The sequence below is a fragment of the Vibrio sp. CK2-1 genome (assembly GCF_021726515.1).
GTDB lineage: Bacteria > Pseudomonadota > Gammaproteobacteria > Enterobacterales > Vibrionaceae > Vibrio.
This window is the reverse complement of record NZ_JAKKCJ010000002.1, coordinates 764,387-790,654: the sequence shown is the minus strand read 5'-3', so window position 1 is coordinate 790,654 and position 26,268 is coordinate 764,387. Positions and strand designations below refer to the sequence as shown.

The 26,268-nt window shown below is 42.5% G+C and carries 24 protein-coding genes; 10 read left to right on the top strand and 14 right to left on the bottom strand.

The window, feature by feature from the left end:
• The first annotated feature begins 60 nt into the window (after positions 1-60).
• The 3 genes from aguB to L3V25_RS08550 are packed head-to-tail and all read left to right on the top strand — an operon-like array spanning position 61 to position 3,447.
• Positions 61-951, top strand: a complete 891-nt coding sequence (gene aguB / locus L3V25_RS08560) for an N-carbamoylputrescine amidase (protein ID WP_237294945.1) — start codon at positions 61-63, stop codon at positions 949-951.
• Positions 951-2,033 (top strand): agmatine deiminase, encoded by a 1,083-nt coding sequence (gene aguA, locus L3V25_RS08555; protein ID WP_237294944.1) that lies wholly within the window; start codon positions 951-953, stop codon positions 2,031-2,033. Before aguB ends, aguA begins: the two co-directional genes overlap by 1 nt.
• A gap of 10 nt (positions 2,034-2,043) precedes the next feature.
• The gene (locus L3V25_RS08550) at positions 2,044-3,447 is read left to right on the top strand and encodes an APC family permease (RefSeq protein WP_237294943.1); all 1,404 of its coding nucleotides are present in this window, start codon (positions 2,044-2,046) and stop codon (positions 3,445-3,447) included.
• 197 nt (positions 3,448-3,644) lie between these two features.
• Here L3V25_RS08550 and L3V25_RS08545 read toward each other — a convergent pair whose 3' ends face one another.
• From L3V25_RS08545 to L3V25_RS08525, 5 genes are all read right to left on the bottom strand, one after another.
• The gene (locus L3V25_RS08545; protein ID WP_237294942.1) at positions 3,645-5,096 is read right to left on the bottom strand and encodes an MDR family MFS transporter; all 1,452 of its coding nucleotides are present in this window, start codon (positions 5,094-5,096) and stop codon (positions 3,645-3,647) included.
• 107 nt (positions 5,097-5,203) lie between these two features.
• Complete coding sequence (locus L3V25_RS08540) at positions 5,204-6,184, bottom strand: glycosyl transferase family protein (protein ID WP_237294941.1); 981 nt, start codon at positions 6,182-6,184, stop codon at positions 5,204-5,206.
• 70 nt (positions 6,185-6,254) lie between these two features.
• Positions 6,255-8,222 carry a DNA topoisomerase III gene (locus L3V25_RS08535; protein WP_237294997.1) on the bottom strand — a complete coding sequence of 656 codons (1,968 nt, stop codon included), beginning with the start codon at positions 8,220-8,222 and terminating at the stop codon, positions 6,255-6,257.
• A gap of 100 nt (positions 8,223-8,322) precedes the next feature.
• Positions 8,323-8,871, bottom strand: coding sequence for an NAD(P)H nitroreductase (locus L3V25_RS08530; protein WP_237294940.1), 549 nt, complete (start codon positions 8,869-8,871; stop codon positions 8,323-8,325).
• 109 nt (positions 8,872-8,980) lie between these two features.
• Positions 8,981-10,984 carry an NADPH-dependent 2,4-dienoyl-CoA reductase gene (locus tag L3V25_RS08525; RefSeq protein ID WP_237294939.1) on the bottom strand — a complete coding sequence of 668 codons (2,004 nt, stop codon included), beginning with the start codon at positions 10,982-10,984 and terminating at the stop codon, positions 8,981-8,983.
• Positions 10,985-11,254: 270 nt separating this feature from the next.
• On the opposite strand from L3V25_RS08525, the gene sppA reads away from it, so the two are divergent.
• Positions 11,255-13,114 (top strand): signal peptide peptidase SppA, encoded by a 1,860-nt coding sequence (gene sppA, locus L3V25_RS08520; RefSeq protein WP_237294938.1) that lies wholly within the window; start codon positions 11,255-11,257, stop codon positions 13,112-13,114.
• Here the strand turns inward: sppA and L3V25_RS08515 are convergent.
• Positions 13,111-13,251: a hypothetical protein gene (locus L3V25_RS08515; RefSeq protein WP_237294937.1), complete on the bottom strand. Its 141-nt coding sequence runs from the start codon at positions 13,249-13,251 to the stop codon at positions 13,111-13,113. The two genes, sppA and L3V25_RS08515, sit on opposite strands and share 4 nt — an antisense overlap.
• Positions 13,252-13,283: 32 nt before the next feature.
• On the opposite strand from L3V25_RS08515, the gene ansA reads away from it, so the two are divergent.
• The gene (gene ansA / locus L3V25_RS08510) at positions 13,284-14,297 is read left to right on the top strand and encodes an asparaginase (RefSeq protein ID WP_237294936.1); all 1,014 of its coding nucleotides are present in this window, start codon (positions 13,284-13,286) and stop codon (positions 14,295-14,297) included.
• Positions 14,298-14,405: 108 nt separating this feature from the next.
• On the opposite strand, the gene L3V25_RS08505 is transcribed toward ansA, so the two are convergent.
• A complete protein-coding gene (locus L3V25_RS08505) occupies positions 14,406-14,687 on the bottom strand; it encodes a DUF1315 family protein (protein ID WP_237294935.1) in 282 nt (93 codons plus the stop codon).
• Positions 14,688-14,746: 59 nt separating this feature from the next.
• Positions 14,747-15,130, bottom strand: coding sequence for a peptide-methionine (R)-S-oxide reductase MsrB (msrB, locus tag L3V25_RS08500; protein ID WP_237294934.1), 384 nt, complete (start codon positions 15,128-15,130; stop codon positions 14,747-14,749).
• A 379-nt stretch (positions 15,131-15,509) separates the two neighbouring features.
• Here msrB and gap point away from each other — a divergent pair, with 379 nt between their 5' ends.
• The 3 genes from gap to rlmA all read left to right on the top strand — a co-directional run bounded on the left by gap (position 15,510) and on the right by rlmA (position 18,493).
• Complete coding sequence (gap, locus tag L3V25_RS08495; protein ID WP_237294933.1) at positions 15,510-16,505, top strand: type I glyceraldehyde-3-phosphate dehydrogenase; 996 nt, start codon at positions 15,510-15,512, stop codon at positions 16,503-16,505.
• 160 nt (positions 16,506-16,665) lie between these two features.
• Positions 16,666-17,550 carry a D-hexose-6-phosphate mutarotase gene (locus L3V25_RS08490; RefSeq protein ID WP_237294932.1) on the top strand — a complete coding sequence of 295 codons (885 nt, stop codon included), beginning with the start codon at positions 16,666-16,668 and terminating at the stop codon, positions 17,548-17,550.
• Between the two features lie 115 nt (positions 17,551-17,665).
• Positions 17,666-18,493 carry a 23S rRNA (guanine(745)-N(1))-methyltransferase gene (rlmA, locus tag L3V25_RS08485; RefSeq protein WP_237294931.1) on the top strand — a complete coding sequence of 276 codons (828 nt, stop codon included), beginning with the start codon at positions 17,666-17,668 and terminating at the stop codon, positions 18,491-18,493.
• Between the two features lie 22 nt (positions 18,494-18,515).
• Here rlmA and L3V25_RS08480 read toward each other — a convergent pair whose 3' ends face one another.
• Positions 18,516-19,265 carry an endonuclease gene (locus L3V25_RS08480; RefSeq protein WP_237294930.1) on the bottom strand — a complete coding sequence of 250 codons (750 nt, stop codon included), beginning with the start codon at positions 19,263-19,265 and terminating at the stop codon, positions 18,516-18,518.
• A gap of 169 nt (positions 19,266-19,434) precedes the next feature.
• On the opposite strand from L3V25_RS08480, the gene L3V25_RS08475 reads away from it, so the two are divergent.
• Positions 19,435-20,391 (top strand): ChaN family lipoprotein, encoded by a 957-nt coding sequence (locus L3V25_RS08475; protein ID WP_237294929.1) that lies wholly within the window; start codon positions 19,435-19,437, stop codon positions 20,389-20,391.
• 64 nt (positions 20,392-20,455) lie between these two features.
• Here the strand turns inward: L3V25_RS08475 and L3V25_RS08470 are convergent, their stop codons facing one another.
• Both L3V25_RS08470 and L3V25_RS08465 read right to left on the bottom strand, forming a co-directional pair.
• Entirely contained in the window at positions 20,456-21,769 is a 1,314-nt protein-coding gene (locus L3V25_RS08470; RefSeq protein ID WP_237294928.1) for a diguanylate cyclase, read from the bottom strand.
• A 246-nt stretch (positions 21,770-22,015) separates the two neighbouring features.
• A complete protein-coding gene (locus tag L3V25_RS08465; RefSeq protein ID WP_237294927.1) occupies positions 22,016-22,453 on the bottom strand; it encodes a YcgN family cysteine cluster protein in 438 nt (145 codons plus the stop codon).
• Between the two features lie 139 nt (positions 22,454-22,592).
• On the opposite strand from L3V25_RS08465, the gene L3V25_RS08460 reads away from it, so the two are divergent.
• Positions 22,593-22,841 carry a YkgJ family cysteine cluster protein gene (locus L3V25_RS08460; protein ID WP_144388549.1) on the top strand — a complete coding sequence of 83 codons (249 nt, stop codon included), beginning with the start codon at positions 22,593-22,595 and terminating at the stop codon, positions 22,839-22,841.
• Between the two features lie 112 nt (positions 22,842-22,953).
• Here the strand turns inward: L3V25_RS08460 and recR are convergent, their stop codons facing one another.
• The 3 genes from recR to dnaX form a co-directional block, all read right to left on the bottom strand.
• Entirely contained in the window at positions 22,954-23,553 is a 600-nt protein-coding gene (gene recR / locus L3V25_RS08455; RefSeq protein ID WP_237294926.1) for a recombination mediator RecR, read from the bottom strand.
• A gap of 22 nt (positions 23,554-23,575) precedes the next feature.
• A complete protein-coding gene (locus L3V25_RS08450; protein WP_027697389.1) occupies positions 23,576-23,905 on the bottom strand; it encodes a YbaB/EbfC family nucleoid-associated protein in 330 nt (109 codons plus the stop codon).
• Between the two features lie 132 nt (positions 23,906-24,037).
• Complete coding sequence (gene dnaX, locus L3V25_RS08445; RefSeq protein ID WP_237294996.1) at positions 24,038-26,212, bottom strand: DNA polymerase III subunit gamma/tau; 2,175 nt, start codon at positions 26,210-26,212, stop codon at positions 24,038-24,040.
• Positions 26,213-26,268: the final 56 nt, after the last annotated feature.

Genomic DNA, 26,268 nt, shown 5'->3' with positions numbered 1-26,268 from the left:
ATAGCATTTTTAAAATAATGGTAACTGGCGTAGATTGAACTCAACGCAAGGAGTGTCAATATGAACAATAAGATTAAGGTAGCCATTACCCAAATGGCGTGCAGTTGGGATGCACAAAATAATATCCATAAAGCAGAACAGCTGGTTCGCGCTGCAGCAAGCGAAGGCGCACAGGTGATTTTGCTACAAGAGTTATTTGAAACCCCATATTTTTGTATCGACATCAACCTAGAGCATTTCAGCCTCGCCACTGATGTTGCCACTAACCCAGCTATTCAGCACTTTCGCAATGTGGCTAAAGAATTGGAAGTGGTGCTACCGATCAGTTTCTATGAGCGTGCTGGCACGGTTCGATTTAATTCAATCGCGATTATTGACGCAGATGGTGAGGTATTAGGTGTCTATCGTAAAACTCACATCCCTGATACCGATGGTTATTTAGAAAAATACTATTTCAGCCCAGGCGATACTGGATTTAAGGTGTGGAATACCAAGTACGCTAAGATTGGTGTGGGTATTTGTTGGGATCAGTGGTTCCCAGAAGCTGCTCGTGACATGACGCTGCAAGGAGCAGAGTTACTTCTTTATCCTACCGCGATTGGCAGTGAGCCTAAACAACCTGAAATGGACTCAATGCCACATTGGCAACGAGTTATGCAAGGTCACTCAGCCGCAAACCAGATCCCTGTGATTGCCTCTAACCGAGTTGGTTTAGAGAAAGGTACTTCATCGGAGACTGAGATCACCTTTTTTGGTTCGTCGTTTATTACAGACAATACGGGTGAAAAAGTACAAGAACTTGATCGTTCATCTGAAGGATATGCGTGCCATGTGTTTGATCTTAAAGCCATTGATGCTGAACGTGGCAGTTGGGGTATTTTCCGTGATCGAGTGCCGAACGCTTATCGCAGAGTGATGACGATGGATGGTGTTGTTGAGGAGGGTCGATAATGCTTACGATACCTAAAAATGATGGATTTTATATGCCCGGAGAGCACGAGCCACAAGAAGAAGTCTGGCTAGGTTGGCCAGAACGAACCGACACGTGGCCTTGGGGTGCAAAACCTGCGCAAATGGCATTCGCTAATGTCGCTAACACCATCGTTGAGTTTACCAAAGTGACGGTATGTGTATCCGCTCAGCAATACGATAACGCTCGGCAGCAGTTGAATAATAATGTCCGTGTATTAGAAATGAGTATGAATGACTCATGGTTTAGAGATACAGGACCTACCTATCTAGTAAATGGTCAGGGAGAGCGTCGTGGGGTTGATTGGCAATTTAATGCTTGGGGTGGTTTGCTAGATGGCCTTTACTTTCCATGGGATAAAGACGACGCCGTGGCGGGAAAAATCACGAACTCGTACCGTGATAGTATTTATCGAGCGCCATTTGTCTTAGAAGGTGGCTCTATTCACAGCGATGGTGAAGGCACGATCTATACAACCAAAGAGTGTCTGTTACACCCTAGTCGCAACCCTGACTTAAGCCAAGATCAAATTGAAGATTATCTCAAGCAGTTTCTTGGTGCTGAGAAGGTGATCTGGCTTGAGCTAGGTCTATATGCCGATGATGACACCAATGGTCATGTAGATAACATTATGCATGTTGCAAGACCGGGTGAGATTGTATTGAGTTGGACTGAAGATAAGAATGATCCTCAGTATGCTATATCTCAACACGCACTGGAACTGCTACAAAGTAGTACTGATGCCAAAGGGCGTAATATCGAAGTCCATAAGTTGACATTACCAAAGCCCCTGCATATTGCACCATCTGAAGGACTAGGTTTTGATGCATGTGAAGGTATGGTTCGTGAAACAGGTACCCGCATGGCGGCAAGCTATGCCAACTTCCTAATCACTAATGGATTGGTGCTATTCCCGATGCTTTGTGAACAATCGGATACACAAGCACAGCGTGAATTACAAGCGATATTCCCAGAGCATAAAATTGTGGGGATCCCTGCTCGCGATATTTTATTAGGTGGTGGCAATATTCACTGCATCACTCAACAAATCCCATTAATTTAGAGATGTGCATATGGACATGAAAGAGAAAAAGCTCGGTTTATTTGAAACAGTATTGTTTGGGGTGTGTACAGTTCTTGTGATTGACACAGTGGCAGCATCGGCGGCGGCCGGGCCCGGTGGTTTTGTGTGGTGGGGTATTATTTTATTGTGCTTCTTCTTACCTTATGGCCTTGTTACGGCAGAGCTGTCGACAACCTTCCCGCAAGATGGCGGTATCTATGACTGGGTCAAACGAGCATTTGGTCGTAACTGGGGGGCGAGAACCGCATGGATCTACTGGATTAACTTCGCATTATGGATCCCAGCGGTTTACTATCTCTTTGCAGTGGTATTTGGTCAATTGATTGGTGTCGAATTTAGCCCAATTGAAATCGCCGCGATCTCTATCGTAATGAGTTGGGTGGCAGTGTACCTTTCTCTAAAGCCTGTTGCAGATGCAAACTGGGTATCCACGGCTGGCGCGATTTGCAAAGTGACAGTAATGGGGACTGTAGGCTTTGCCGGTATTTATCACATCGCCACTGGCAATGTCAGCGCAAATCCAATCACCTTATCTGATTTTGTACCTGATATTAATACTGGTTTGACCTTGATCTCTGTAGCCCTGTTTGGTTTGGTTGGTTTTGAAGTGGTTGGCGGTGCAGCTGGTGCCTTGAAAAACCCGTCAAAAGACATTCCAAGAGCGACTATGTTAGGCGGCGTGCTGATCGCGTTTTTCTACCTAATTTCAAGCTTTGGCATTCTGGCAGTGATCCCAATGGATGAGATAAACCCAAGTGCCGGCTTATATGAATCACTGGCGATTCTGTTTGGAACGGAAGGTACTCTTGGACTATTAGTGAAAGCATTAGCTGTACTGTTTTTATTCACTCTAGTGTCTAATATTGTTAACTGGTCGGTAGGCGTTAATTACGTCGCTCGTTATGCCGCTTTAAACAATGATATGCCAGCCAGCTTTAAATCTGAGAACAAACATGGCGTTGCTAAAGGCGCAGCCTTGTGGAACGGTGTTGTCTCTACTGTTGTAATGATTGGCTACGCTGTAATTGCAACAGTTGGTGGTAACGAAGATCTATTCTGGAACGTATTCAGCCTTGGTGCGATTACCTTACTATTGTCTTACATCATTATGTTCCCAGCTTTCTTGAAGCTACGTCAGGTGGATAAAACACCACGTGTATATAAAATGAAAGGCGGTAATGCTGTGGTGCGATTAGCATGTTACGTACCAACACTATTCCTTGTCCTAGGCGTGGTCACCTTCTTCTGGCATCCTTTAGATGGTGTAGATAGCGAGTTCTTAGCTCAAGTTGGGACTGGGGTCTTTATTGCCTTAGTTCTAGGTGAATGGGGAATCTATCGCAGAAACAAATCGCAAGTAACAGAGTTACCATCTGAACAACAAGTAATTTAAAATTAGTAAAACTGTTTAGACTTGAAGTGTATGGTATCACTAGTCCATGCTAGTGATACCTACTCTACTTGAAGAAGAGGTCTTTAATAGAAAATAATCATTTTGTAGTTTTCAAATTCCTCCGCCACATTAGAAAGCCCGCTAACTCAGCTGGCTTTTTTTACACCTATCGTTTATCTCTGAGACAGTTAACCGACTTACGAATAATCATCTAAATGAATTTTCGGTGCTCTTGCAGCATTCATTACCGTAATAAATGCAATTGCAGCAGCGACTAAATAGCCAGTTTGGAACGCTTCAATAATTATATCTTTTGGGCCTGTCATTAAGTCAGTGATAGTGCTATCTGCCGTAAAGCCTGGGATTAACGAATACGTTAATGTACCAAATAATGCGGTTCCCACTGATGCGCCTAATGAGCGACATAAACTTGCCATTGCGGTAACTCGCCCTAGATTTGGTTTTCCACCTACCGTTTGAATCAACACTTGTGTCGATGGCATCACTGTACCTAGACCTAAGCCACAGATTAACCCAAACATGCCTGTCATATACTTTGAGGGTTCTAATAATCCTAACAATAAGAACCCACAAGTGGTTATCGACATGCCAATCACAGGTATCCACTTTGGTACGCCGGTTTTTGCGATGGTTTTACCTGTAATGTAGGAACCCGTGATGATCCCGGCGGTTAATGGCAATAATAATAGCCCTGACATAGCCGCATTAGCCCCTAATCCTAATTGCAAATAAATTGGCAAAAAGAAAACTAGAGCGAACATACAAGCCGCAAATAAGAATGATGACAATAATGGGATGTGAATTTCTTTACGGGCTAATAAGGCCAATGGTAGAAACGAATCTTTGGTTCTCGATTGTTGGAAAATAAAGACCACAGACAAAATTGCCATCGAAATTAATAACTGAATACTGGTCACTGACTCCCAAGCAAACTCATGACCTCCTGAAGATAACCAGTAAATGATAATAGTCGTTGTCGTTGGGAACAGTAATAACCCCCACCAATCGACTTTACGCGTTGATTTAACTAACTCTGGTGACTCTAAAGCCAATAATTTATAGATAGCAAATATCGCAATCGGTAAGTTTGCCCAAAAGAGCCAATGCCAGGTAAAGTAACTCACCACTAAACCGCCCACAACAGGGCCTGACACACTCGCCAATGCAAACATGGAAGCAAAATAGCCTTGGAATTTAGCCCGTTGACGTGGTGGAACTAGTTCACCTATTAAGGCTTGCGATAAGCTCATCAAGCCACCACCACCGATACCTTGAATGACCCGCCCAGCAATTAGCATTCCCATTGATGGTGCTAATGCAGCGACAACAGAACCAATAGAAAAGATGATTAAGGCAACAATGAGAACATTACGTCGACCATATAAATCGCCTAACCAACCATGAATAGGTACTGAGGCAGCACCGGCTAATAGGTAACCTATCGCGATCCAAGAAGCTGTTTGAATACCGCCAAGATCACGGGCGATGGCTGGAGTTGCAGCGGCAAGTAAAGTTTGATCTATCGCGGCCAAAAACATAGGTAAAAACACGATAGTAAAAATTCGAATGAAATCTTTTTTATTTACTTCTTGAGCCGAAAAGTGAGTTGCAGCATTAAGATTAGACATAAGTATTGAATAGGGTCTTTTACATTAAAGTTTGAATAAGCATTCGACGATTATTCAATAATTAATCGCCGATGCCGAGCAAACTGACAAACCTTTACAACAAAGCGTTAATTTTCACAATATGACTGCCAGAAACGACAAGCAGTCGCATAAGCTGATGTATAGTCTTTGTTTTCTGCAAATAACGCGGCTGTCATACTAGTCACTACAGCGTGGCTCATTAGTTGGAGCATATTGTGCTCTGACACATCAAACGGGTTATTCTGTAATAGCGGCAAGTCATTGTTCACATTAGCAGACCAATAATGTTCACTCACCCCCTTTTCATCACTAAGCCATACAGTTTGACTAACCTTAGGGTTATATTCAGATTCACCATTTTGGCCTTTATAAGAGACTACCGATAAACTTTTACGATCAATTTGCTGATCGATTTCAGCATGCAATTGTTGAAAGCCTGGATGAAAACTGCCTCTGACACCAATACGTGCAGCACCCGGATTTAACGCACGAACGACGGTATTAATTGGTGTACGCAAACCATAACGGTTTTTCCAACTCATCATGGATTTCGCAATCGGTGCAAAGGTATCTAATGAAAGATAGGTAATATTATTTCGTTGTAGAAAGGATTGAGCTTGCTCAAGATCATTAGCCTGAGAAATGTCTAATTGAGATAAGTAATCTTGAATATGTATACGGCCACTTGCATCATCCTTGTAGCCATGTAACAAGACTTTATAACCGTTAAGCGACAATATCTTCGCTGCTAAGCCATGCCAAGGTAAGCCTGTGCCTTCTTCGTTTTTACGTTTACCAGCATAGCAAGGCCAGTCAATATCAGCGCCTAACGATGGCATGCGTGATTGAAACGCTTTCACGAAACCGGCAATTTCTTCATTGGTTTCATTTTGCACACGGATCAACATCAATAGCATTGCCATTTGATCATCACCTACCGAATCATCGCCAGTTTCCTTACTGGTTAAATATGCATCCATCACCTCAAAAGCTTGTTGCTCTGAAAGTGGTTTTCGACCGCGTTCTCCACGTCCAACGGTGCGAATGCATTCTAAAATAATACTCATATCCATCCTTGTTACTTATGCTCAATCATTTAATACCAACCATTACTAATAATAGTTATATCAGAACGCTTTACTTCCCGCTTGGCTTTTTCGAAGCCGTTTTCTTGGTGGGTGATTTTCTAAAACTACGCTTTTTAAATGGTTTCCGCTCGACTTGTGGTAGATCTCGCAATGAAGATGGCACGCCAGAGTTTTGAACTTTATTGATAATCGTGCTGATCTGCTGCTCTAAACTTTGCATAAAAGGCGCATAAGGTTGCTGTTTTTCAGCCATCGCTTGGAGTTGGTGCTCCCAATGAGCGGTCATATCAGGATAAGTCGACTCTGATGGCAAAGCATGGATTAACCCTCTACCCGCCTCACTGCTTAGAATATTTCGCCCTTGACGTACTAACAACTGCCTTTTAAATAAGGTATCTAATATGCCAGCTCGTGTGGCTTCCGTTCCTAGGCCATCCGTTTCACGCAGTATTTTCTTTAAGTTTTTATCCGCGACAAAGCGCGCTATTCCAGTCATTGCTTGTAGTAATGTGGATTCGGTGAAATGACGAGGCGGCTCGGTTTTATGATCTTTTATTTCACCTTCACGACAAGTGAGTACTTCACCTTGTTGTAATGCAGGTACAAGGTCGGCCTCATCCTCTTCAACTTGAGCAGCTTTCCCCGCGGGCAGTAGGCTTTTCCAGCCTGCGGAGACGAGTACTCGACCTTTTGCGATAAATAAACCACCAGCAATATCAAACTCTAGTTTTGATTCAGCATAGACGGCAGCAGGATAAAACTGCATTAAATATTGCCTTGCGATCAATTGGTAGATTTTCGCTTCATGCCCGGATAAACCATTGCTCGACATCTTTTTCGGTGTCGGAATAATCGCGTGGTGAGCATCCACTTTACTGTCATTCCATGCTTTAGATTTTAGGGTTAAATCCGCATTATCAACGGCACTTGCCAACTGCTTATCATTTTGACTAATCGCAGCTGTTACCGCCGGAGCTTGCGCGAAATGCTCTTTCGGTAAGTATCGGCTATCTGAACGTGGATACGTGATCAGTTTGTGCTTTTCATACAAAGACTGACATACATTCAAGACATCTTGAGCACTCATTTGAAAGCGACGAGCGGCATCTATTTGCAATGCGGATAACGAATAAGGCAAAGGAGGCGCTTGTTTGGTTTGTTTTTGCTCGGAGTTTTTTACGGTTGCTGGCTGACCTTTTATTCGCTCAGCAACATTTTCGACCAACTTACGATTAAGCACTCGGCCTTCTTCATCTTGCCAAGGTTTAATTGCTTCACTTGGCTTCCACTTGGCGCGAATATCAAATGAATCTGCTCCATTTTGATATGGAATTAAAGCATGCAGAGAGAAATAATCTCGTGGAATAAAATTCTCAATTTCTTCATCTCGACGCACTACTAAACCCAAGACTGGCGTTTGTACTCGACCAACCGATAATACGCCTTGATAGCCGGCTTTTTGCCCAAGTAAGGTATAAGCGCGAGACATATTCATGCCATATAGCCAATCGGCACGAGAGCGCGCCAAAGCAGAAATGGAAAGTGGAATGAATTCTTGGTTAGAACGCATTTGAGTTAATGCGCGTTTTACCGCGGGTAAGTTCAAATCATTAACCAATAAGCGTTGCGCGGTTTGTTTTTGTGCTTTGCTGGCTTTGAGGTAGTCAATTACTTCATCCACCAGTAATTGCCCTTCTCGATCCGGATCGCCCGCATTGACTAAATCTGGCTTTTGCTTAAAGAGTTGTTTGATAACCGAGAGTTGTTTTTTAGCTGCTGCACGAGGACGCAGTTGCCACTGTTCAGGAATTATCGGTAAATCGGCAAGGTTCCATTTTTTATAGCGGTCATCGTAGGCATCCGGCTCAACTTGTTCGAGCAAGTGACCAATACACCAAGTGACAATATCACCATTGCCGCAGCGGATATAACCTTGCTCATTTTTATGAGGTTTAGGTAACGCTGAGGCTATCGCTCGCCCTAGGCTTGGTTTTTCCGCAATAAATAAACGCACAATTTTTCCGTATCACCAAAAACAAAGGGCCACATTATCGAATGTCGCCCTTAAAAATCAACCAAAAACTGTTAATTTATACAGTATTTAACCTATGGTGCGTTTATAGGTATGAAACATAATCACCGATGTTGCGCTCTGGCACTTTCATCGCAGAGCAACCTGGCGTACCTAAGTATAAAAAACCAACGATTTGATCTTCACCTTCTAAACCAAATGCTTGATGAACTTCTTGGTGGAACATCCATTCGCCCGAACGCCAAAATCCTTGAAAGCCTTGTGCAACAGCAGCCATTTGCATTGCTTGTGCAGCGCAACCTGCCGATAAATATTGTTCTAACGCTGGCACTTTTTCATGCTCTTTCACTTTAGCGATCACAGTGATCACCATAGGTGCACGAAATGGCGCTTTCTTTAATTTTTCAATCACCGCATCAGAGCTTTGATTCACTTCAGCAGCATGAACCAGAATATCGGCTAATTTACGTAAACCTTCACCTTGAGCAATCACAAAACGCCAAGGTGTCAGGTTGCCATGATCCGGCGCTCTCAGCCCTGCTTTAATAATGTTTTCTAACGCTTTCCCTTCCGGTGCTGGTTCTACGAGATTAGCAATTGAACGGCGCTCTAATAATAAATCCAATGCTTGCATAACTATCCCTACGGCTTGATATAAAGAATGAGAATCATAATCAAATCGTCATGACTTGGCTATGATTCTCATTACAATTTCAACAATTCATGTAGGCAGAAAAACTAAATTATAATGACATCGCAACCTTAGTCCCTTGACGAATCGCGCGTACCGCATCTAATTCACCTGCAACGTCTGCGCCACCAATTACATGTAATTTACCATTGAGTAATTGCCACTGTTCTTCAAATGGGCGTACCGAGACTTGCCCTGCGCAAACAATAATATTATCTGCATCAAGTAAGGTTTCTTTTTCATTTAGCGTAATGTGCAAGCCTTGCTCACTGACTTTTTGATAAGCAACGCCCCCCATCAAGTTAACGCCGCGTTTTTGCAACGTAGCACGGTGGATCCAACCTGTGGTTTTCCCCGGCCCCTTGCCGACACGGCCTTGACGACGTTGCATTAACCACACTTCTTTATCACTAAGGCTTTCTGGTAATGGCATTAAACCACCCGCCATTTTAAGATTTTGATCAATGCCCCAATCATCCAACCAATCGCTGATGCTATGCTGCTCTGGCTCGGTGATCATGCTCGCGACATCCACGCCAATACCACCAGCACCAATGATCGCCACTTTATCGCCTAGTGCTGTTTTTTCACGGATCAAGGTTTGGTAGTCGATAACTTTTGGATTATCTTTCATCCCTTCTAAATCCAGCACTCTTGGTTTAACGCCAGAGGCCATAACCACTTCATCGTAGTCGGCAATATCATCAAAACTTACTTCAGTATCGAGCTTTAAGTTCACGCCGGTTTCTTCTATTCGGTTGGCAAAATAACGAATCGTTTCTCGAAATTCTTCTTTACCGGGAATTTGCATCGCCAGACGGAACTGGCCACCAATTCGATCATTTTTCTCAAATAAATCCACTTGATGACCACGCTCTGCCGCAATGGTTGCACATGCTAAACCGGCAGGCCCTGCACCAATCACCGCGACACGCTTTTGGGTTGTGGTCGCTATAATTGGCATTTCAGTTTCATGGCAAGCTCTTGGGTTAACTAGGCAGCTCGCCGTTTTTCCTTTGAAAATATTATCAAGACAGGCTTGGTTACAGCCAATACAGGTATTAATCAGCTTGGATTTCTGCTCAGCAGCTTTATTTACAAAGTCAGGATCGGCTAAGAAAGGACGTGCCATCGACACCATATCGGCATGCCCTTGAGACAGAATATTCTCCGCCACTTCTGGGGTATTAATCCGGTTACAGGTGATCACTGGAATCGATAAATGCGGTTTAACTTTTTCAGTTACCCAGCTAAATGCCGCGCGAGGTACCTGAGTTGCAATAGTTGGAATACGAGCTTCATGCCAACCAATGCCGGTATTAATTAAAGTAACGCCCGCTTGTTCTAATGCCTTGGCAAGCTCGACAACTTCATCAAACGTACTGCCTTGCTCAACTAAATCCAGCATGGATAAACGAAAGATGATAATGAATTCACTACCGACTTTTTCTCTAATCGATTTCACAATTTCCAAAGCGAAACGAATACGGTTTTGGTAACTGCCGCCCCATTCATCACCACGTTGGTTTGTTCTCTGGCAAATGAACTGATTGATTAAATAGCCTTCCGAACCCATAACTTCCACGCCATCATAACCAGCGGTTTGGGCTAGATAGGCGGTGTTAGCAAAATCATCAATGGTATTACGAATTTGCCTAGCGCTCATTTTACACGGAGTAAATTTAGAGATAGGCGCACGAGTAGCTGTAGCACTTTGTGAAAACGGGTGCATTGCATAACGACCCGCATGAAGAATTTGCAGCGCGATTTTACCACCGTGCTTATGAACGGCTTCGGTAACAACACGGTGTTTTTTAGCATGAGACGAGGTGCTTAATTGGGCACTAAACGGTGCTAAGCGACCTCTTAAGTTTGGTGAGAACCCACCAGTCACAATTAAACCCACACCACCTTTCGCACGTTCTTCATAGAAGGCCGCGAGTTTTTTTAGCTCGCCACGCTCTTCTTCTAAGCCAGTATGCATTGAGCCCATTAATACGCGATTACGTAATTGAGTAAATCCAAGGTCTAGTGGCGCTAATAAATGTGGGTACATGCTCTCACCTGTGAGTCTAGTTGTTATTATATGGTCCGACCACACTATCGCCTCTAACACCAGCATTCAAACATCTGTTTACATTTTTGCAACCTAGCTCAATTTTCCGCATCTTATTTCTTAAAATAGATGTAGCTACGAAAAAACTGATGATGCTCAGAAAAATTTTAGATGAATCTTGTGTTTAACAAATGATGAGACAACACTCTTAGTTCAGCTTATGGTACATTGCTCCGATAAGTTATTGATCATGTTTAACTGGACAGAAATATGAAAAAACTATTTTGCTTTATTGCGGCGATCTTTAAAGGCTTATGGAAGTTTATCTCCTTCCTACGTGTCGCCTTACTCAACCTTTTATTTATTGGTGTTTTGGTTCTTGCCTACTTCTCTTTTTTCCCACAACAAGATCCAACTTCAGAGCAAGCAGACACGCCTAAAAAAGAGGCATTGGTGCTCAATTTAGAAGGGCCGATTGTCGAACAACGTTCTTACGTTAACCCTTTTGATTCCTTATCGGGCACTTTGTTTGATAAAGACCTACCGAAAGAGAACGTACTCTACGATATCGTTTCAACCATTCGCTTTGCTGCTGCGGACAATTCTGTGCCTGGCTTAGTGCTGAACCTAAAACAAATGCCAGAAACCAATCTCACCAAGCTTAGGTACATCGCCAAAGCGATTAGCGAATTTAAAGCAACTGGCAAGCCTATTTATGCTTATGGTGACTTTTACAATCAAAGCCAGTACTACCTAGCGAGCTATGCCGATAAAGTGTTCCTTTCTCCAGACGGTGCGGTTCTTCTTAAAGGCTATGGCGCTTATACGCTTTATTATAAAGATCTATTAGAAAAGCTGGATGTCACCACCCATGTTTTCCGCGTAGGGACTTACAAATCGGCGGTAGAACCTTTCATTCGTAATGATATGTCACCGGCAGCCAAAGAATCAGCAACTGCATGGTTAACCCAATTATGGGGGGCTTATATTGATGATGTTTCGCACAATAGAAAAATCGATGCTAAAGCTATAACTCCAAGCATGGATGAGTTTTTGGCGAAGATGAAAAGTGTTGATGGCGATTTAGCGAAACTATCGAAACAAGTCGGCTTAGTCGATCAATTGATGACTCGCCAACAAGCGATGAGCTTCATGCGTTCTAAATTCGGTGGCACAGAGAAAAATGGCTATAACGGCATTAGCTATTATCGCTATAAAGAAAAAGTCACACAGCCTATCGTCACTACCGCTGATAAAGTGGCAGTCGTGGTCGCAAGCGGCACGATTTTAGATGGCGACCAACCTAAAGGTAGTGTTGGTGGAGATTCCATGGCGCGCCTATTACGACAAGCTCGCCTAGACGACAATATTAAAGCGGTTGTATTACGTGTAGACAGCCCAGGTGGTAGCGCCTTTGCCTCTGAGATTATTCGTAATGAAATTGAAGCGTTAAAGCAAGCGGGTAAACCGGTTGTGGTTTCTATGTCTAGCCTTGCAGCTTCTGGCGGTTACTGGATCTCAATGAGCGCAGATAAAATCATTGCCCAGCCAACTACCCTTACCGGTTCCATTGGTATTTTTGGCATTATCACTACCTTTGAAAAAGGCTTAAGTAAACTTGGCGTCAATACAGATGGTATCGGCACGAGTCCATTCTCTGGTGTTGGCCTGACCAATGGTTTATCGAAAGGCGCTTCTGAAGCCATGCAAATGGGAATTGAACATGGTTACCATCGCTTTATTTCACTCGTTGGTAAGAACCGCGGTATTAAAGTTGCCGATGTCGATAAAATTGCTCAAGGCCGAGTATGGACTGGGCAAGATGCGATGAAACGTGGCTTAGTCGATCAAATGGGCGATTTTGATGATGCCATTAATGAAGCCGCAAAACTGGCGAAGATTGATAGCTATAAATTAACTTGGATAGATAAGCCTCTAACGCCAACACAGCAAATGTTGCAAGATCTGTTTAGCTCAATGGATGCATCAATTGGTAACCCATTAAACAAATGGCTGCCAGATTCACTCAAACCAGCGGCAGCACAAATGGCGCAAAGTGCTGACCTGCTAAATAGCTTAAACGATCCGAAAGGTTACTATTCGTTTTGTTTAACTTGCCAAGCTAACTAACGACTTTTAAAGTACTCATCAACCCAAAACCAGCGATGACCTATCGCTGGTTTTTTCATTTCTCTATATACAATTTCTAATTCTCGACCAATGGAAGTCGCTTGGGTATGCAGTGAATTATCGCTATAATCCGCCACCTGTCTGTTCCTACAAACGATACCCTAAAATTATGACTAGAAAACATATCTACATCGCCTACACTGGCGGCACAATCGGCATGAAGCGTTCTTCTCATGGCTATATTCCTGCCGATGGCTTTATGACTCAACAGCTACAAGCCATGCCAGAGTTCCACCGCGAAGAAATGCCGCTTTTCACCGTACATGAATATTCTCCACTAATGGATTCTTCGGATATGACGCCAAATGACTGGCAACATATCGCTGATGACATTAAAGCCAACTATGACAAATACGATGGTTTCGTGATTCTGCACGGCACCGATACCATGGCATACACGGCTTCGGCTTTATCTTTCATGTTTGAAAACCTTGGCAAGCCAGTCATTGTCACCGGCTCTCAAATTCCATTAGCAGAGCTGCGTTCAGATGGCCAAGCCAACTTATTAAATGCCCTGCACATTGCGGCAAACTACCCAATCAATGAAGTGACGTTATTCTTTAATAACCAGTTGATGCGCGGTAACCGCAGTACTAAATCGCGTGCTGATGGCTTTAATGCTTTCACATCACCGAATATGCCGCATTTGCTTGAGGCAGGGATCAACATTCAAGTCAGTAATCCAGACTTAATTGATAAAAAACCAGAAGGTGAATTTAGAGTGCACACCATCACGCCACAGCCGATTGGCGTGATCACCATGTACCCTGGGATCTCGCATGAAGTGATTCGCAACACGTTGCGTCAACCTGTTAATGCGATGATCTTATTAACCTTCGGTGTGGGCAACGCTCCACAAAACAAAGAAATGCTCGGTCATCTAAAAGAAGCATCAGAGCGTGGTGTGATAGTCGTGAACCTAACTCAGTGTTTAACTGGCAAAGTAAATATGGATGGTTACGCGACTGGTGTATCTTTAGCGGAAGCAGGTGTGATTAGTGGTTATGACATGACACATGAAGCAGCTCTAGCGAAACTACACTACCTACTGAGTAAAGAACTAAGCTACGAAGAAATTAAATCTCAGATGAAGCAAGTATTGCGTGGTGAGATGAGTTTATAAGCGTCACTCGGGTTCTCGTTACTCGTTGCTCGGAAAAGATAATTCGAGCAACGAGAAGTAAAGCGCCCGAGAAACGAGCCCCGGCTCCTTCAAAACTAGGAACTTATACTAATTCTCCACCTTCACTCGCAAAATATCTTCTTCCGCTTCTGAAAACTGCTTTTTAAGTTCGGCTTTCGATTTGAACGTCACTTCACCGCCTGCGGCGACCGACATATGTTGGGAATCATGGTTGTGCTTTGATTGATATAGCATCACCGCTTGCATACATGAATCGCGCTGCTCTTTGGTGATTGGCGAGCCGTCTAACCAGCGGCCTGTTTCAATGGCATAGTTTAAACGCTCGAACACTTCCGGTGTCATCGCATTCAGCAACTGTTCAACATTCATATTCTTATTCCTTTCGAATTGTAGCGACAACATATCTAGTGCCTTCGCTTAAATACAGCTTAACGATTAAAAACCAACGATACCGAATTCACACAAAAACGCTGACCGGTTGTTTCTTGAGGACCATCTAAAAACACATGTCCTAAATGACTATCACATTGCGCACAACGGATTTCAGTTCGAATCATTCCATGACTATTGTCTTTTAAATATTTAATCGCGTTTTTTGAGATAGGTTTATCAAAACTTGGCCAACCACAGCCAGAATCAAATTTATCATCCGAGGCAAATAAATCGGCTTGGCAACAAGTACACTGATAAGTGCCTGTTTCTTTATTATGAAGCAAAGTACCTGAGTATGGCGCTTCCGTTCCCCCAAGACGACAGACTCTATATTGTTCTTCTGTTAGGGATGTTTTCCATTCTTTATCCGTCTTTTTCACAACGACCTCATTATTATTCACTGCAAAAGTCAATCATCATTAAAGCAAAATTATTACACTACTTTACCATTGATTGTTTTGAACAAAAACTTGCCAATTACCCATAATGTGGCACATACTTTCCCACAGTTTAAAATAGTGACTTGAATCACGGGAAACTATGGTTCATAGTCTCAATGTTTCCAAATTGGTCGTAATGGAATCAGAAACATACCTACTGGGTATGAATTAATCGATTTACGAGAATTCAGAAAGAAAGTAACTCTTTTTTTTGACTTTAAACAAGTAAACACCGATTATGCCTTGCAGGATGTAACTGGCTTCTGTAATTTTACTACCAGTTATCTTTAATCTGAAATTAAGTTGTGGAGCAACTACAATGACTATCAAAGTAGGTATTAACGGTTTTGGCCGTATTGGACGTTTCGTTTTCCGTGCTTCTGTTGAGCGTGACAACATCGAAGTTGTTGGCATCAACGACCTTATCGATGTTGAGTACATGGCATACATGCTTAAGTACGATTCAACTCACGGTCGTTTCAACGGTACTGTTGAAGTAAAAGACGGTAACCTAATCGTTAACGGTAAAACTGTACGTGTTACAGCTGAACGTAACCCAGAAGATCTTAAGTGGAACGAAATCAACGTTGACGTTGTAGCTGAAGCAACTGGTCTTTTCCTAACTGACGAGACTGCACGTAAGCACATCACTGCTGGTGCTAAGAAAGTTGTTCTTACAGGTCCTTCTAAAGACGCAACTCCAATGTTCGTAATGGGCGTTAACCACGCTACTTACGCTGGTCAAGATATCGTTTCTAACGCTTCTTGTACTACTAACTGTCTTGCGCCTATCGCTAAAGTACTTAACGACAAGTGGGGCATTGACTCTGGTCTTATGACTACTGTTCACGCAACTACAGCGACTCAAAAAACTGTAGATGGTCCTTCTGCGAAAGACTGGCGTGGTGGTCGTGGTGCTTCTCAAAACATCATCCCATCTTCAACTGGTGCTGCTAAAGCAGTAGGCGTTGTACTTCCTGAAGTACAAGGCAAACTAACTGGTATGGCTTTCCGCGTACCAACTGCTAACGTTTCTGTAGTTGACCTAACAGTTAACCTAGAAAAAGCTGCTTCTTACGCAGACATCTGTGCTGAAATGAAGCGTGCTTCTGAAAACGAACTAGCTGGCGTTCTTGGTTACACTGAAGATGCTGTTGTTTCTCAAGATTTCATCGGCGAAACTAACACTTCTGTATTCGATGCAGCTGCTGGTATCGCACTTAACGACAAATTCGTTAAAGTTGTATCTTGGTACGACAACGAAATCGGCTACTCAAACAAAGTTCTTGACCTAATCGCTCACATCTCTAAGTAAGCATTAAGCAAGATCTTCTTTTGAAGATAAGCTAATAAAAAAGGCGGCCATTGTGTCGCCTTTTTTGATTTTACGTTGCTCGGAATATCGAAAGCTCGTATCTCGAGCTGTGTTAACTGCCCATTCGAGAAACGAAACCCTAGTTACGAGGACCAGATTCATGAACCTAACCCATTTACCTATCATCAGTACTCTCTCAGACTGCGTCACTGTAGTCCAAAAAGACCAAGCAAAAATCATCCGCATTCAACATGCTAAAGCGGAAGCGGCAATTTCTTTGTTTGGTGGTCATGTTATTTCATTTAAACCTCTGAATTCAGAAGAGCTGATTTGGACTAGCGAAGATGCTGTTTTTGATGGCAAAACCCCTCTACGTGGCGGCATTCCTGTTTGTTGGCCATGGTTTGCTCGCATTGCTAAACCTGCACATGGTTTTTGTCGCACATCGGAATGGGAACTAGTTGAACACCGTGAAAATGAGCAAGGCGTCATATTAAGACTCGGTCTTCGTCCTTCTAAAGAAACATTGGCGATTTGGCCTCATCAATTTGCTGCCTTTCTTGATGTAGAAGTATCAGAGCAACTTAAAGTTACTCTGGAAATTAAAAATACCGATGATCATGCATGGGCATTTTCTGGTGCTCTGCACAGCTACTTCAACATTGCCAATATCTTAGACACACAAATCACTGGTATGGGTGAGCATTACATCGACAAACTACAAGATGGAAAAATGTGCTTAGGTGGGGATACACTAGCTATCACTTCCGGTGTCGACCGCGTTTACACCCACCCAACCGAACAAGTTTGTATTTCAGATCCTCAGAATCAACGTACTATCAGCGTTGAGAATCAAGGTGATACTGCTGCCGTCATCTGGAACCCGTGGGAACTTGCCCAAGGCATGACAGACATGAAAGATGAGGCTTATGCCAATATGGTATGTGTAGAGTCAACTTTATATGCTGAAACGCTTGAAGATGGCCACACGCTTGAGCCCGGTGAAAGTTATTTGCTAAGTACTAAGATAGGCTTGAAAGCGTAGGACTCTATCTAGTAACTAAAAACTAGGGACTAGGAACTTTTTCAGCCTAGTCCTTTTTTCCCCATTCACTCCATGCCATACTCCGCATCCAAATTACAAACAAGACTGACCCTGTATGACCTATCAATGCCCTCTTTGCCATCACACTCTAAACGCTACTCAGAATGGGTTTACTTGCACTAATAACCATCAGTTTGATCGTGCGAAGGAAGGCTACGTAAATCTAATGCCGGTACAGCATAAACGTTCTAAGCAGCCGGGTGATAATGCAGAAATGATGCAAGCCAGACGTCGCTTTTTAGCATCTGAGCAATACCACCCGATGCGTGAAGCGGTCGCTGCATTGTGTCAAAAGCACCTAGTCGAGACTTCTCATCAATTACTAGACATAGGTTGCGGTGAAGGCTATTACACTCATTACATTGCACAACAGCTTCAGCAACAAAACTCAGCAGCGACTTGTTATGGGTTAGATATTTCTAAAGTGGCCATTCGCTACGCTGCAAAACGCTACAGCAATCAAACAATGCAATTTTGTGTTGCCTCTAGCCATCGATTACCCTTTGCGGATCACTCTCTCGATGCCATTTTACGTATCTACGCGCCATGTGATCATCAAGAGCTGCAACGAACGACGACAGACCGTGGATTAGTCATTACCGTTACCCCCGCTGCTCGCCATTTATATCAGTTGCGAGAACTGGTTTATCAAGACGTGAGATTGCATGATGAGTCACCAGAAAACATTGCAGGCTTTACGCTACTAGAAGAGCAAAAGCTGCATTATGAAATGGCAATGACAGGTAGTGAAGCGGAAGATTTACTCCAGATGACACCGTTTGCTTGGAAGGCTTCAGAAGAAATAAAAGCACAATTAAAAAATGCCCCACAGTTTGGCTGTGAGGCCGATTTTATTTTACGAGTTTACCGCAAACAAGATTAACTAGCGTCAATAACGTTAAGGCCTACAAAGCAGCACAACGCTCTTCTAATATAGGGTTACTGTTGTGCTGATAGCTTTTTACTATTTCAGCTTTTTGACATTCAAACACACTCACCGGATATTGCTTATCCCAAGCGGTAAATAACTGCTTTTGTTGCTTACTCAAACGAAACTGTGAGTAGGTCACATCAAAATATAAATAAGTACGAGCGATTAAACCGCGAGCTTGTTGCGGTGGCTGAGCCTTTCTATCTTCAACATGAAAATCACACGATCCAAAATCACTTTGGGTGCCAGACATCATCTGAAAATTATAATTAGAACGGTAGGCGTTAACACTGCCGATTGCCGCAAATAGGTTATAGCCATCGGCCTGCATTAAGCGATATTCATGGTTCACTTTTTCTGCACATTTACGGCCTTTATACTGCTTGCCTTTACTACTCACGCACTGACCATCCCCTTCTCGCCATTCTTTAAATGCACGGCCAAAGTTTTCAGCCGGTACGATATGCTCGAATTCAACTCGCTTAGATCGTGAGGTATACAAGGAATCATTAAATCCTTGGGGTAGTGTTACTTGCTTTTTTTCATCAAACTTTGCGTCACAGTAAACCGTATTACGCATATCTGTCTTGTTATAAACGTTTTGCATCAGCAAGCGCTTTGCTTTTGAAAACGAATCTATTTGCGTGTTCTGCGTTGCAGAGGCCACATTGGTAAACAATATCGGCGAAAACAACACACACGCTACTAATGGCCATTTTTTCATTTGAGACTTCCTAATTGAAGCCCCTATTCTACGTCTCTTCTAATACTTTTTTCATACTATTTATCATTAAATTGCTCAATAAAAACGCGGCCGTAGTTACGAATAATTATCATTAATATTGATGAGAGGTAAATTGTCCGATACTATGCGGAATCAATTGGAGATCATCATGTTACCTAAACGATTAAAGACATCCGCATTCAGCTTACTTACTCTGGCACTCATCAGTGGTTGCAGCTCACTCACCGCTTCACAAAATGATTCAACTAGTGTCAGCAGTTTTTACGATTATCAGCTCTATACTCCACAAGGTGACAACATTTCACTGTCACAATGGGCTGAAAATATCCAAACAGCCGATGTGCTCTTAATTGGTGAATGGCATACACATGCCGGGATCCACAGGTTTCAGACCGATACGCTCAAGCAACTCATTCAAGATAAACAAAGTGTCGCACTATCAATGGAGCAATTTAGTCGTGATAGCCAGTTAGTTGTTAATTCGTACTTAAATGATGAAATAGGCGAACAAACACTGATCAAGCAAGCCACAGCATGGCCAAATTATGAGAGTGACTACCGCCCATTAGTCGAACTGGCGAAAAGTAATCAATTAGATATTATTGCCGCCAATGCACCTAAACCAATGGTTCGTTGCATTAGCAAACATGGCTTAGACTACTTAGCGAAACTACCTCAAGATAAGCGAACCTATGTGGCAACCAATATCGACTTAGGTGATTCGCCTTATAAACAAAAATTTATGGCTTCGATGCATCATGGTGAGCCAAGTCAGCATTTAAATATGTATGCCTCTCAGCTAACGTGGGATGCCACCATGGCCGAAAGTATCGTCAGCTATAAACATGCTCATCCTCAAATGACCGTTGTGCATATCGCTGGGAAATTTCATACCGAAGGTGGCCTAGGTACTGCCGCGCAAATAAAGCAGCTTGATCCTAGTTTAAATATCGTCATTGTGACTCCGGTAGATGCTATCGTAAAAGACAGCCACGATTACCAACTCGAAGTACTCAGCCCGCCAGTGAGATATATCAAACCTGAAAACCAACAAGCTGCATTTAGCGAACTCTTTAAAAATAGATCTGAACCGGACTGTTCGTAACAAGCAAAAAAATACCCCTGCTTTCGGGCAGAGGTATTGATGTTTTAATCGTTAGCTTAATAAATTAGCTTTTCTTAAGATCTTCAGCAGTCAACATGCTTGCATCAAAGAATTTCGCTTGCTGCTTACGCTCACGCTTGGAGTGATACATTGCAGTATCAGCATACCTAATCAAAGTTTCCGGATCGGTAGCTTGCTCTGGTGATAATGCATAACCAAGACTAAAGTTAACTGGCAGCTTTTCACCTTGATATAGGAAAGGCTGAGAAACGGTTTCCATTAATCTTGCGACCACCTGGTGAGCGGTTGCTACACTCGTCACCCCTTTCATGAGTACGATAAACTCATCACCACCATAGCGGTAAATAGCATCTGTGGTTCTAAGCGCGTCTTTTAAACGATTTGCGACTACTTTAAGCATTTCATCACCGCAATCATGACCTAGACGATCGTTCATCTGCTTAAATTCATCTAAATCGATAAAGCATAAAACCAAGCTTGCATTTTCGACATTCGATTCCGCAATGGATAATTCAATATCTTTATATAAACCAAGGCGGTTATTTACTTTAGTGAGTTCATCGGTATTGGCTTTTTCTTCTAACTGCTCATGTCTATCAATGATCACTTCACTCATTTCATAAAAGCTTGACATTAAATAGCCAATTTCATCTTTTGGTAGAAAATCAGAAATAACTTGGCGCTCGCCTGATTCAATTTTCTTAGTAGCATTCACTAATTTAATTAATGGATCAAATAAGCTCTTGTTTACTACAGAGAAAGTCGCAATCGCAAAAAATACCAGTACTAAAAACTCAACAATCATAATGGTATTAATATAAGCATTAGCTTCACGGTGATCCGCTTTATGCTGCTCAAGAATTAAAGTTTCTTGTGTAGATAAACGCGTTAAATAAGTACGAATATCATCCATAAGATCTTTTGCTTCGTTACCATTGATTAAAACCAATGCTTGCTTAGGATCAGATTGAGCTAAATCGACCGATTGCTTTGTGAGTTCTAGTTTTCTATTAATCGCTGTACGTAGGTTTTCAAGTAACTTTACTTGCCCGACTCCTACACCAGTTGTGACATTCTTTTCTAAGGTAGTTAAATGCTCATTTACCTGTTTTACCGCTCTAAAGTACGGGGCTAAGTAGAGCTTATTTTTCGTTACTAGAAATCCACGCTCGCCCGTTTCGACATCAAGTAAGGAAATCATTAGATCTTGAGTTGTAGATAATACCTTGTTGGTATGCGTAACCGCTTCTGATGCTTGTGCGTTTTTACCTTCTAATAAATAAACCACACCAAGGTTTAAGAAGGAAAATAAGAATATAACGCTGAGCAATAATGTCAGCTTCTTTTTAATTGTCACAAATGTATACCTACAATTTTTTAATATAACGCATGAAATCTGCACGACTAAAAATCTAACAACCAGTTAGTATTAGCAAGCAAACCTTGAATATAAATAAGGGGACGGGATTATAACAGAAATCGCTATTGCTCTCAGGTGAATTAATTTATTTTAAAATAAACTCAACATTTAATGATCTAAAGCAATATTAACCTATACAAAGATGTGAAATATAAATGTATAGGTGAAATTGATATGTGGTAGCTATCTATTAGGATGATTCAAAATGTGGTCTTCCCAGTCCACTACATCAATTTCATAAACCACTTTATTACGTACACTTTCCCCTGCTGCATGCATGGCAGACTTCGAGCCGGTAATAAGTGGATGCCACTCAGGTAGAGGTTTATTTTCTGCGAGTAAGCGATATGAACAGGTTTCTGGTAACCAGTTAAACTCATCGATTTTGTCACGAGTCAGCTTTAAGCATTCCTCTCCAGACTCAAAACGATTTGGGTAATCTTTGCAACCACATGTTTTACTATTGAGCCAGCTGCAAGCAACGTTGGTGTAATAAACTTCATCACTATCTTCATCCATCAACTTATGCAGGCAACATTTACCGCAACCATCACATAGTGACTCCCATTCTTGCTCACTCATTTGTTGTAGTGACTTAGTTTGCCAAAATGGAGTTGTCATAATATGCCTGCTTAAACTTGTATAGAATCTAGGCTGCGTTTTATACGCTGATCACCGACAAAATTCAAGTTATGCTATTTTCTGTATGGGTATTTTGCTACTATCTGCGACCAATTTTTGAACTACAGAGATGTATTTTATGGAATGTCGTCTTGGATGTGGTGCTTGTTGCATTGCACCTAGCATATCATCACCTATCCCGGGTATGCCGAAAGGTAAACCTGCTGGTGTTCGGTGTATTCAATTAAATGAAGATAATTTATGCAAGCTGTTTGGTAAACCTGAAAGACCTAAGGTATGTCATGCATTTAAAGCTGAGATATCGATTTGTGGCAATGATAATCAAGAAGCACTTCAGATTATCACTGAATTAGAACATCAGACGTAACTCGAAACTCGAAACTCGAAACTCGAAACTCGAAACTCGAAACTCGAAACTCGAAAAATATTGATATCACCAACATTAAAATCAAGCTTCGAATTTAAGTATTACATTTAATCTATAACTTTTGTCGACCAAGTAATGAGTGAGATAGCGTGGTGCCATCGACTAACTCTAGTTCACCGCCCATAGGCACACCATGAGCAATGCGGCTAGCATTAACGCCATGAGCCCTACACAACTGAGCAATATAATGTGCGGTCGCTTCCCCTTCTACAGTCGGGTTAGTCGCAAGAATCACTTCTTCAACATCACCGATACTTAAGCGGTAGTCGAGCAAATCTAAACCAATATCACTAGGTCCAATTCCATCAAGTGGCGATAAGTGCCCCATCAGAACAAAATAACGACCAGAATATTGTCCAGTTGCTTCAATTGCAGCAATATCAGCAGGCGTTTCTACTACACAGATCTGCCCATTTGCTTGACGCTTAGGATTGGTACAGACATGGCAGGTATCTTGCTCGGTAAAAGTTCGGCATTGATCGCAGTGACCGATCTCTGTCATTGCTTGAGATAAAGCTTCGGCTAATTGCAAACCGCCCTTTCTATTACGCTGCAATAAATGAAAGGCCATACGCTGAGCCGACTTGGGGCCAACCCCAGGTAAGCAACGTAAGGCCTCCATTAATTGTTCCAGCATACTGCTTGTGCGCATGTATGTCTCTCTACTGGTTCAATTAAAATGGCATTTTCATACCTGGTGGTAATTGCATACCGCCAGTCACTGAAGCCATTTTTTCTTTTTGTGTTTCTTCGACACGACGAGCAGCATCATTAAATGCAGCTGCGATCAAATCTTCTAGCATTTCTTTATCGTCTTCCATCAAGCTTTCATCGATTTCCACACGACGCACGCTGTGGCTACCAGTAATGGTCACTTTTACAAGGCCTGCACCAGATTCACCAGTGATTTCCATATTTGCGATTTCTTCTTGAAGCTTTTGCATACGCTCTTGCATCTGCTGGGCTTGCTTCATCATGTTGCCCATTCCGCCTTTACCAAACATGCTTATTCTCGCTTGTTATCTAAATAGAATGATTGTGGATATTATTAGTTTATTGGGTCGAACCGATAAAAAATCAACTCGCTATTCTAGCTAATAATGTGTTTTGTTAATTAATTGCACATGATTTGACCGCTAAATCGGCCTAACGCTGTCTTTATCTATTTCTGCTGCGAAACGCTTTTGCAAGAATTGGATATTAGGATCAGTATCTAGACTTTCAAATGCTTGCTGTAGCTTTTCTTGATAAAGCTTTTCCCTTAGTTCAAGCGGCGTAATACCGTCAGCGCTATTTTGGATAACTAATTCGCAACTTTGCTGAAAATGTTGCGACAAGACTTCCGTCAACTCCTCTTGCGCCTTTGGGGTATTCAAATGTGCTTGCTCAGCACGTAAGCCTAACGTAATGACATGATCATTTTTGCTATAAGTGGAGTTTAATGCCAGCTGCTGTACCAATTTCGCCGTATTGAGTTGATCGATGATCGCCGCCCACTCATTTTGCTCAATACTTTCATGCAATAGTTTTTCTGCCATCTCTGGCGTTTTAATATGCTCTAGCGCTTTCTTAACTTGAGTCGGCGTTAGCTCTTGGCCTTCTTGCTGCGATGACTGAGGTTGAGTTGGCTTCCACTGATAGGGTTCATTCGAATCGTCTGGTTTTGCAGCTCCAGAGATTGGCGTACCATTTGGTGATATTGGCGACCCCTGCACAGCTTCAACCGCGGCGGCCGTATGCTTACTTGCAATACGGTCAAGTACCGATGTTTTCACTGGTTTAACAGACGTCGCTTCAGTCTTTTTTGTTGGGACATTCCCAGTTGTAGGCGTAGTGCGTAAGTTTTCACGTTTACTACGCAGCTGATGTCTCAATCCGGTTAACGGTGAAGCGGATGCGGATGCTGCTGACTGCTGCTGAGTTTGAGGTGCTTGCTGTGATGCCTCAGTATTGTCAACGGCTGATTGTGGATGTCCTGATGGTTGGTATCTTGGTTGTTCCGCTGCTGGTTGGCTGGCAGCGGAGTGATCACTATCCCCCATTTGATTTGCTACAGGGACACTTGATGCTGCTGGTGGGCTTACTGGCTGACTACGCGCAGACTGATCCGTTGTCGATTGAGGTATAGAGTGTTGTGCTCCACTCACATTTCTAGGTGCAGATTCAACCACCGGAATGCTTTTCGCTTGCGCAGCTGGAGCCACAATCGAATTACCAGATGCCGCTTGTACCGGCCTAAAAGCCAGCATTCTCAACACTAACATTTCCGCAGCCATTTTCTCGCTCGGAGACAATGGTAAATCTTGACGACCTTTCAAAGTCATCTGGTAGTAAAGTTGTACATCTTGAGGCGTTAAAGATTGGCTCAAAAGCTCAACTCTTTCCGCATCAGGTTGCTCTTTATTTAAGCTTGCTGGTAATGCTTGATACATAGCAATGCGGTGTAACTGACTACTTAACTCTTTAAATAAGCCATCCCAATCAATACCATTTTCGGCCAGTTGCTCAAGGCAGTTCATCGCTGTTTGTGGTTGCTTACTGCTGATCGCCTCAAGTAAATAGATCGCTTGTTCAGTATCCAGTGTGCCTAGCATGTTCGAAACGGTCGCACTATCAATATGCCCATTTCCTAAGGCAATCGCCTGATCAGATAAACTTAATGCATCACGCATACTTCCATCAGCCGCATGAGCAATCAAACTTAATGCTCTAGGTTCTGAGGTGATGTTTTCTTCACCTAACACAAAATCTAATTGTTCATGAATTTGATCTGAACTAATCGGTTTTAAATGGAACTGCAAACAACGAGAAAGAATCGTCACTGGTAGCTTCTGAGGATCGGTCGTTGCTAATAAGAATTTAACGTACTCTGGCGGCTCTTCCAGTGTTTTTAATAATGCATTGAAACTATGACGAGATAACATGTGTACTTCATCAATCAGGTACACTTTAAAGCGCCCACGTGCTGGCTTATATTGAACGTTATCGAGTAACTCACGGGTATCTTCTACCTTAGTACGAGATGCCGCATCAATTTCCAATAGGTCAACATAACGACCTTGATCGATTTCAACACAGCTATCACACACACCACATGGGTTGTCGGTAATACCGGTTTCACAATTCAAGCCTTTGGCAAACAGTCGGCCGATCGATGTTTTACCAACACCACGAGTTCCGCTGAATAAATAGGCGTGATGCAGTCGGTTCTGCTTTAAGGCATTCTCTAAAGCAGTAATTACATGACCTTGGCCAACCACATTTTCAAACTTAGTTGGTCGCCACTTTCTTGCTAACGCTAAATAACTCATCAAATCTTCCGGTTCAATCATTCCGACTGTTAAATAGTGGGTTTATTAAGAATATT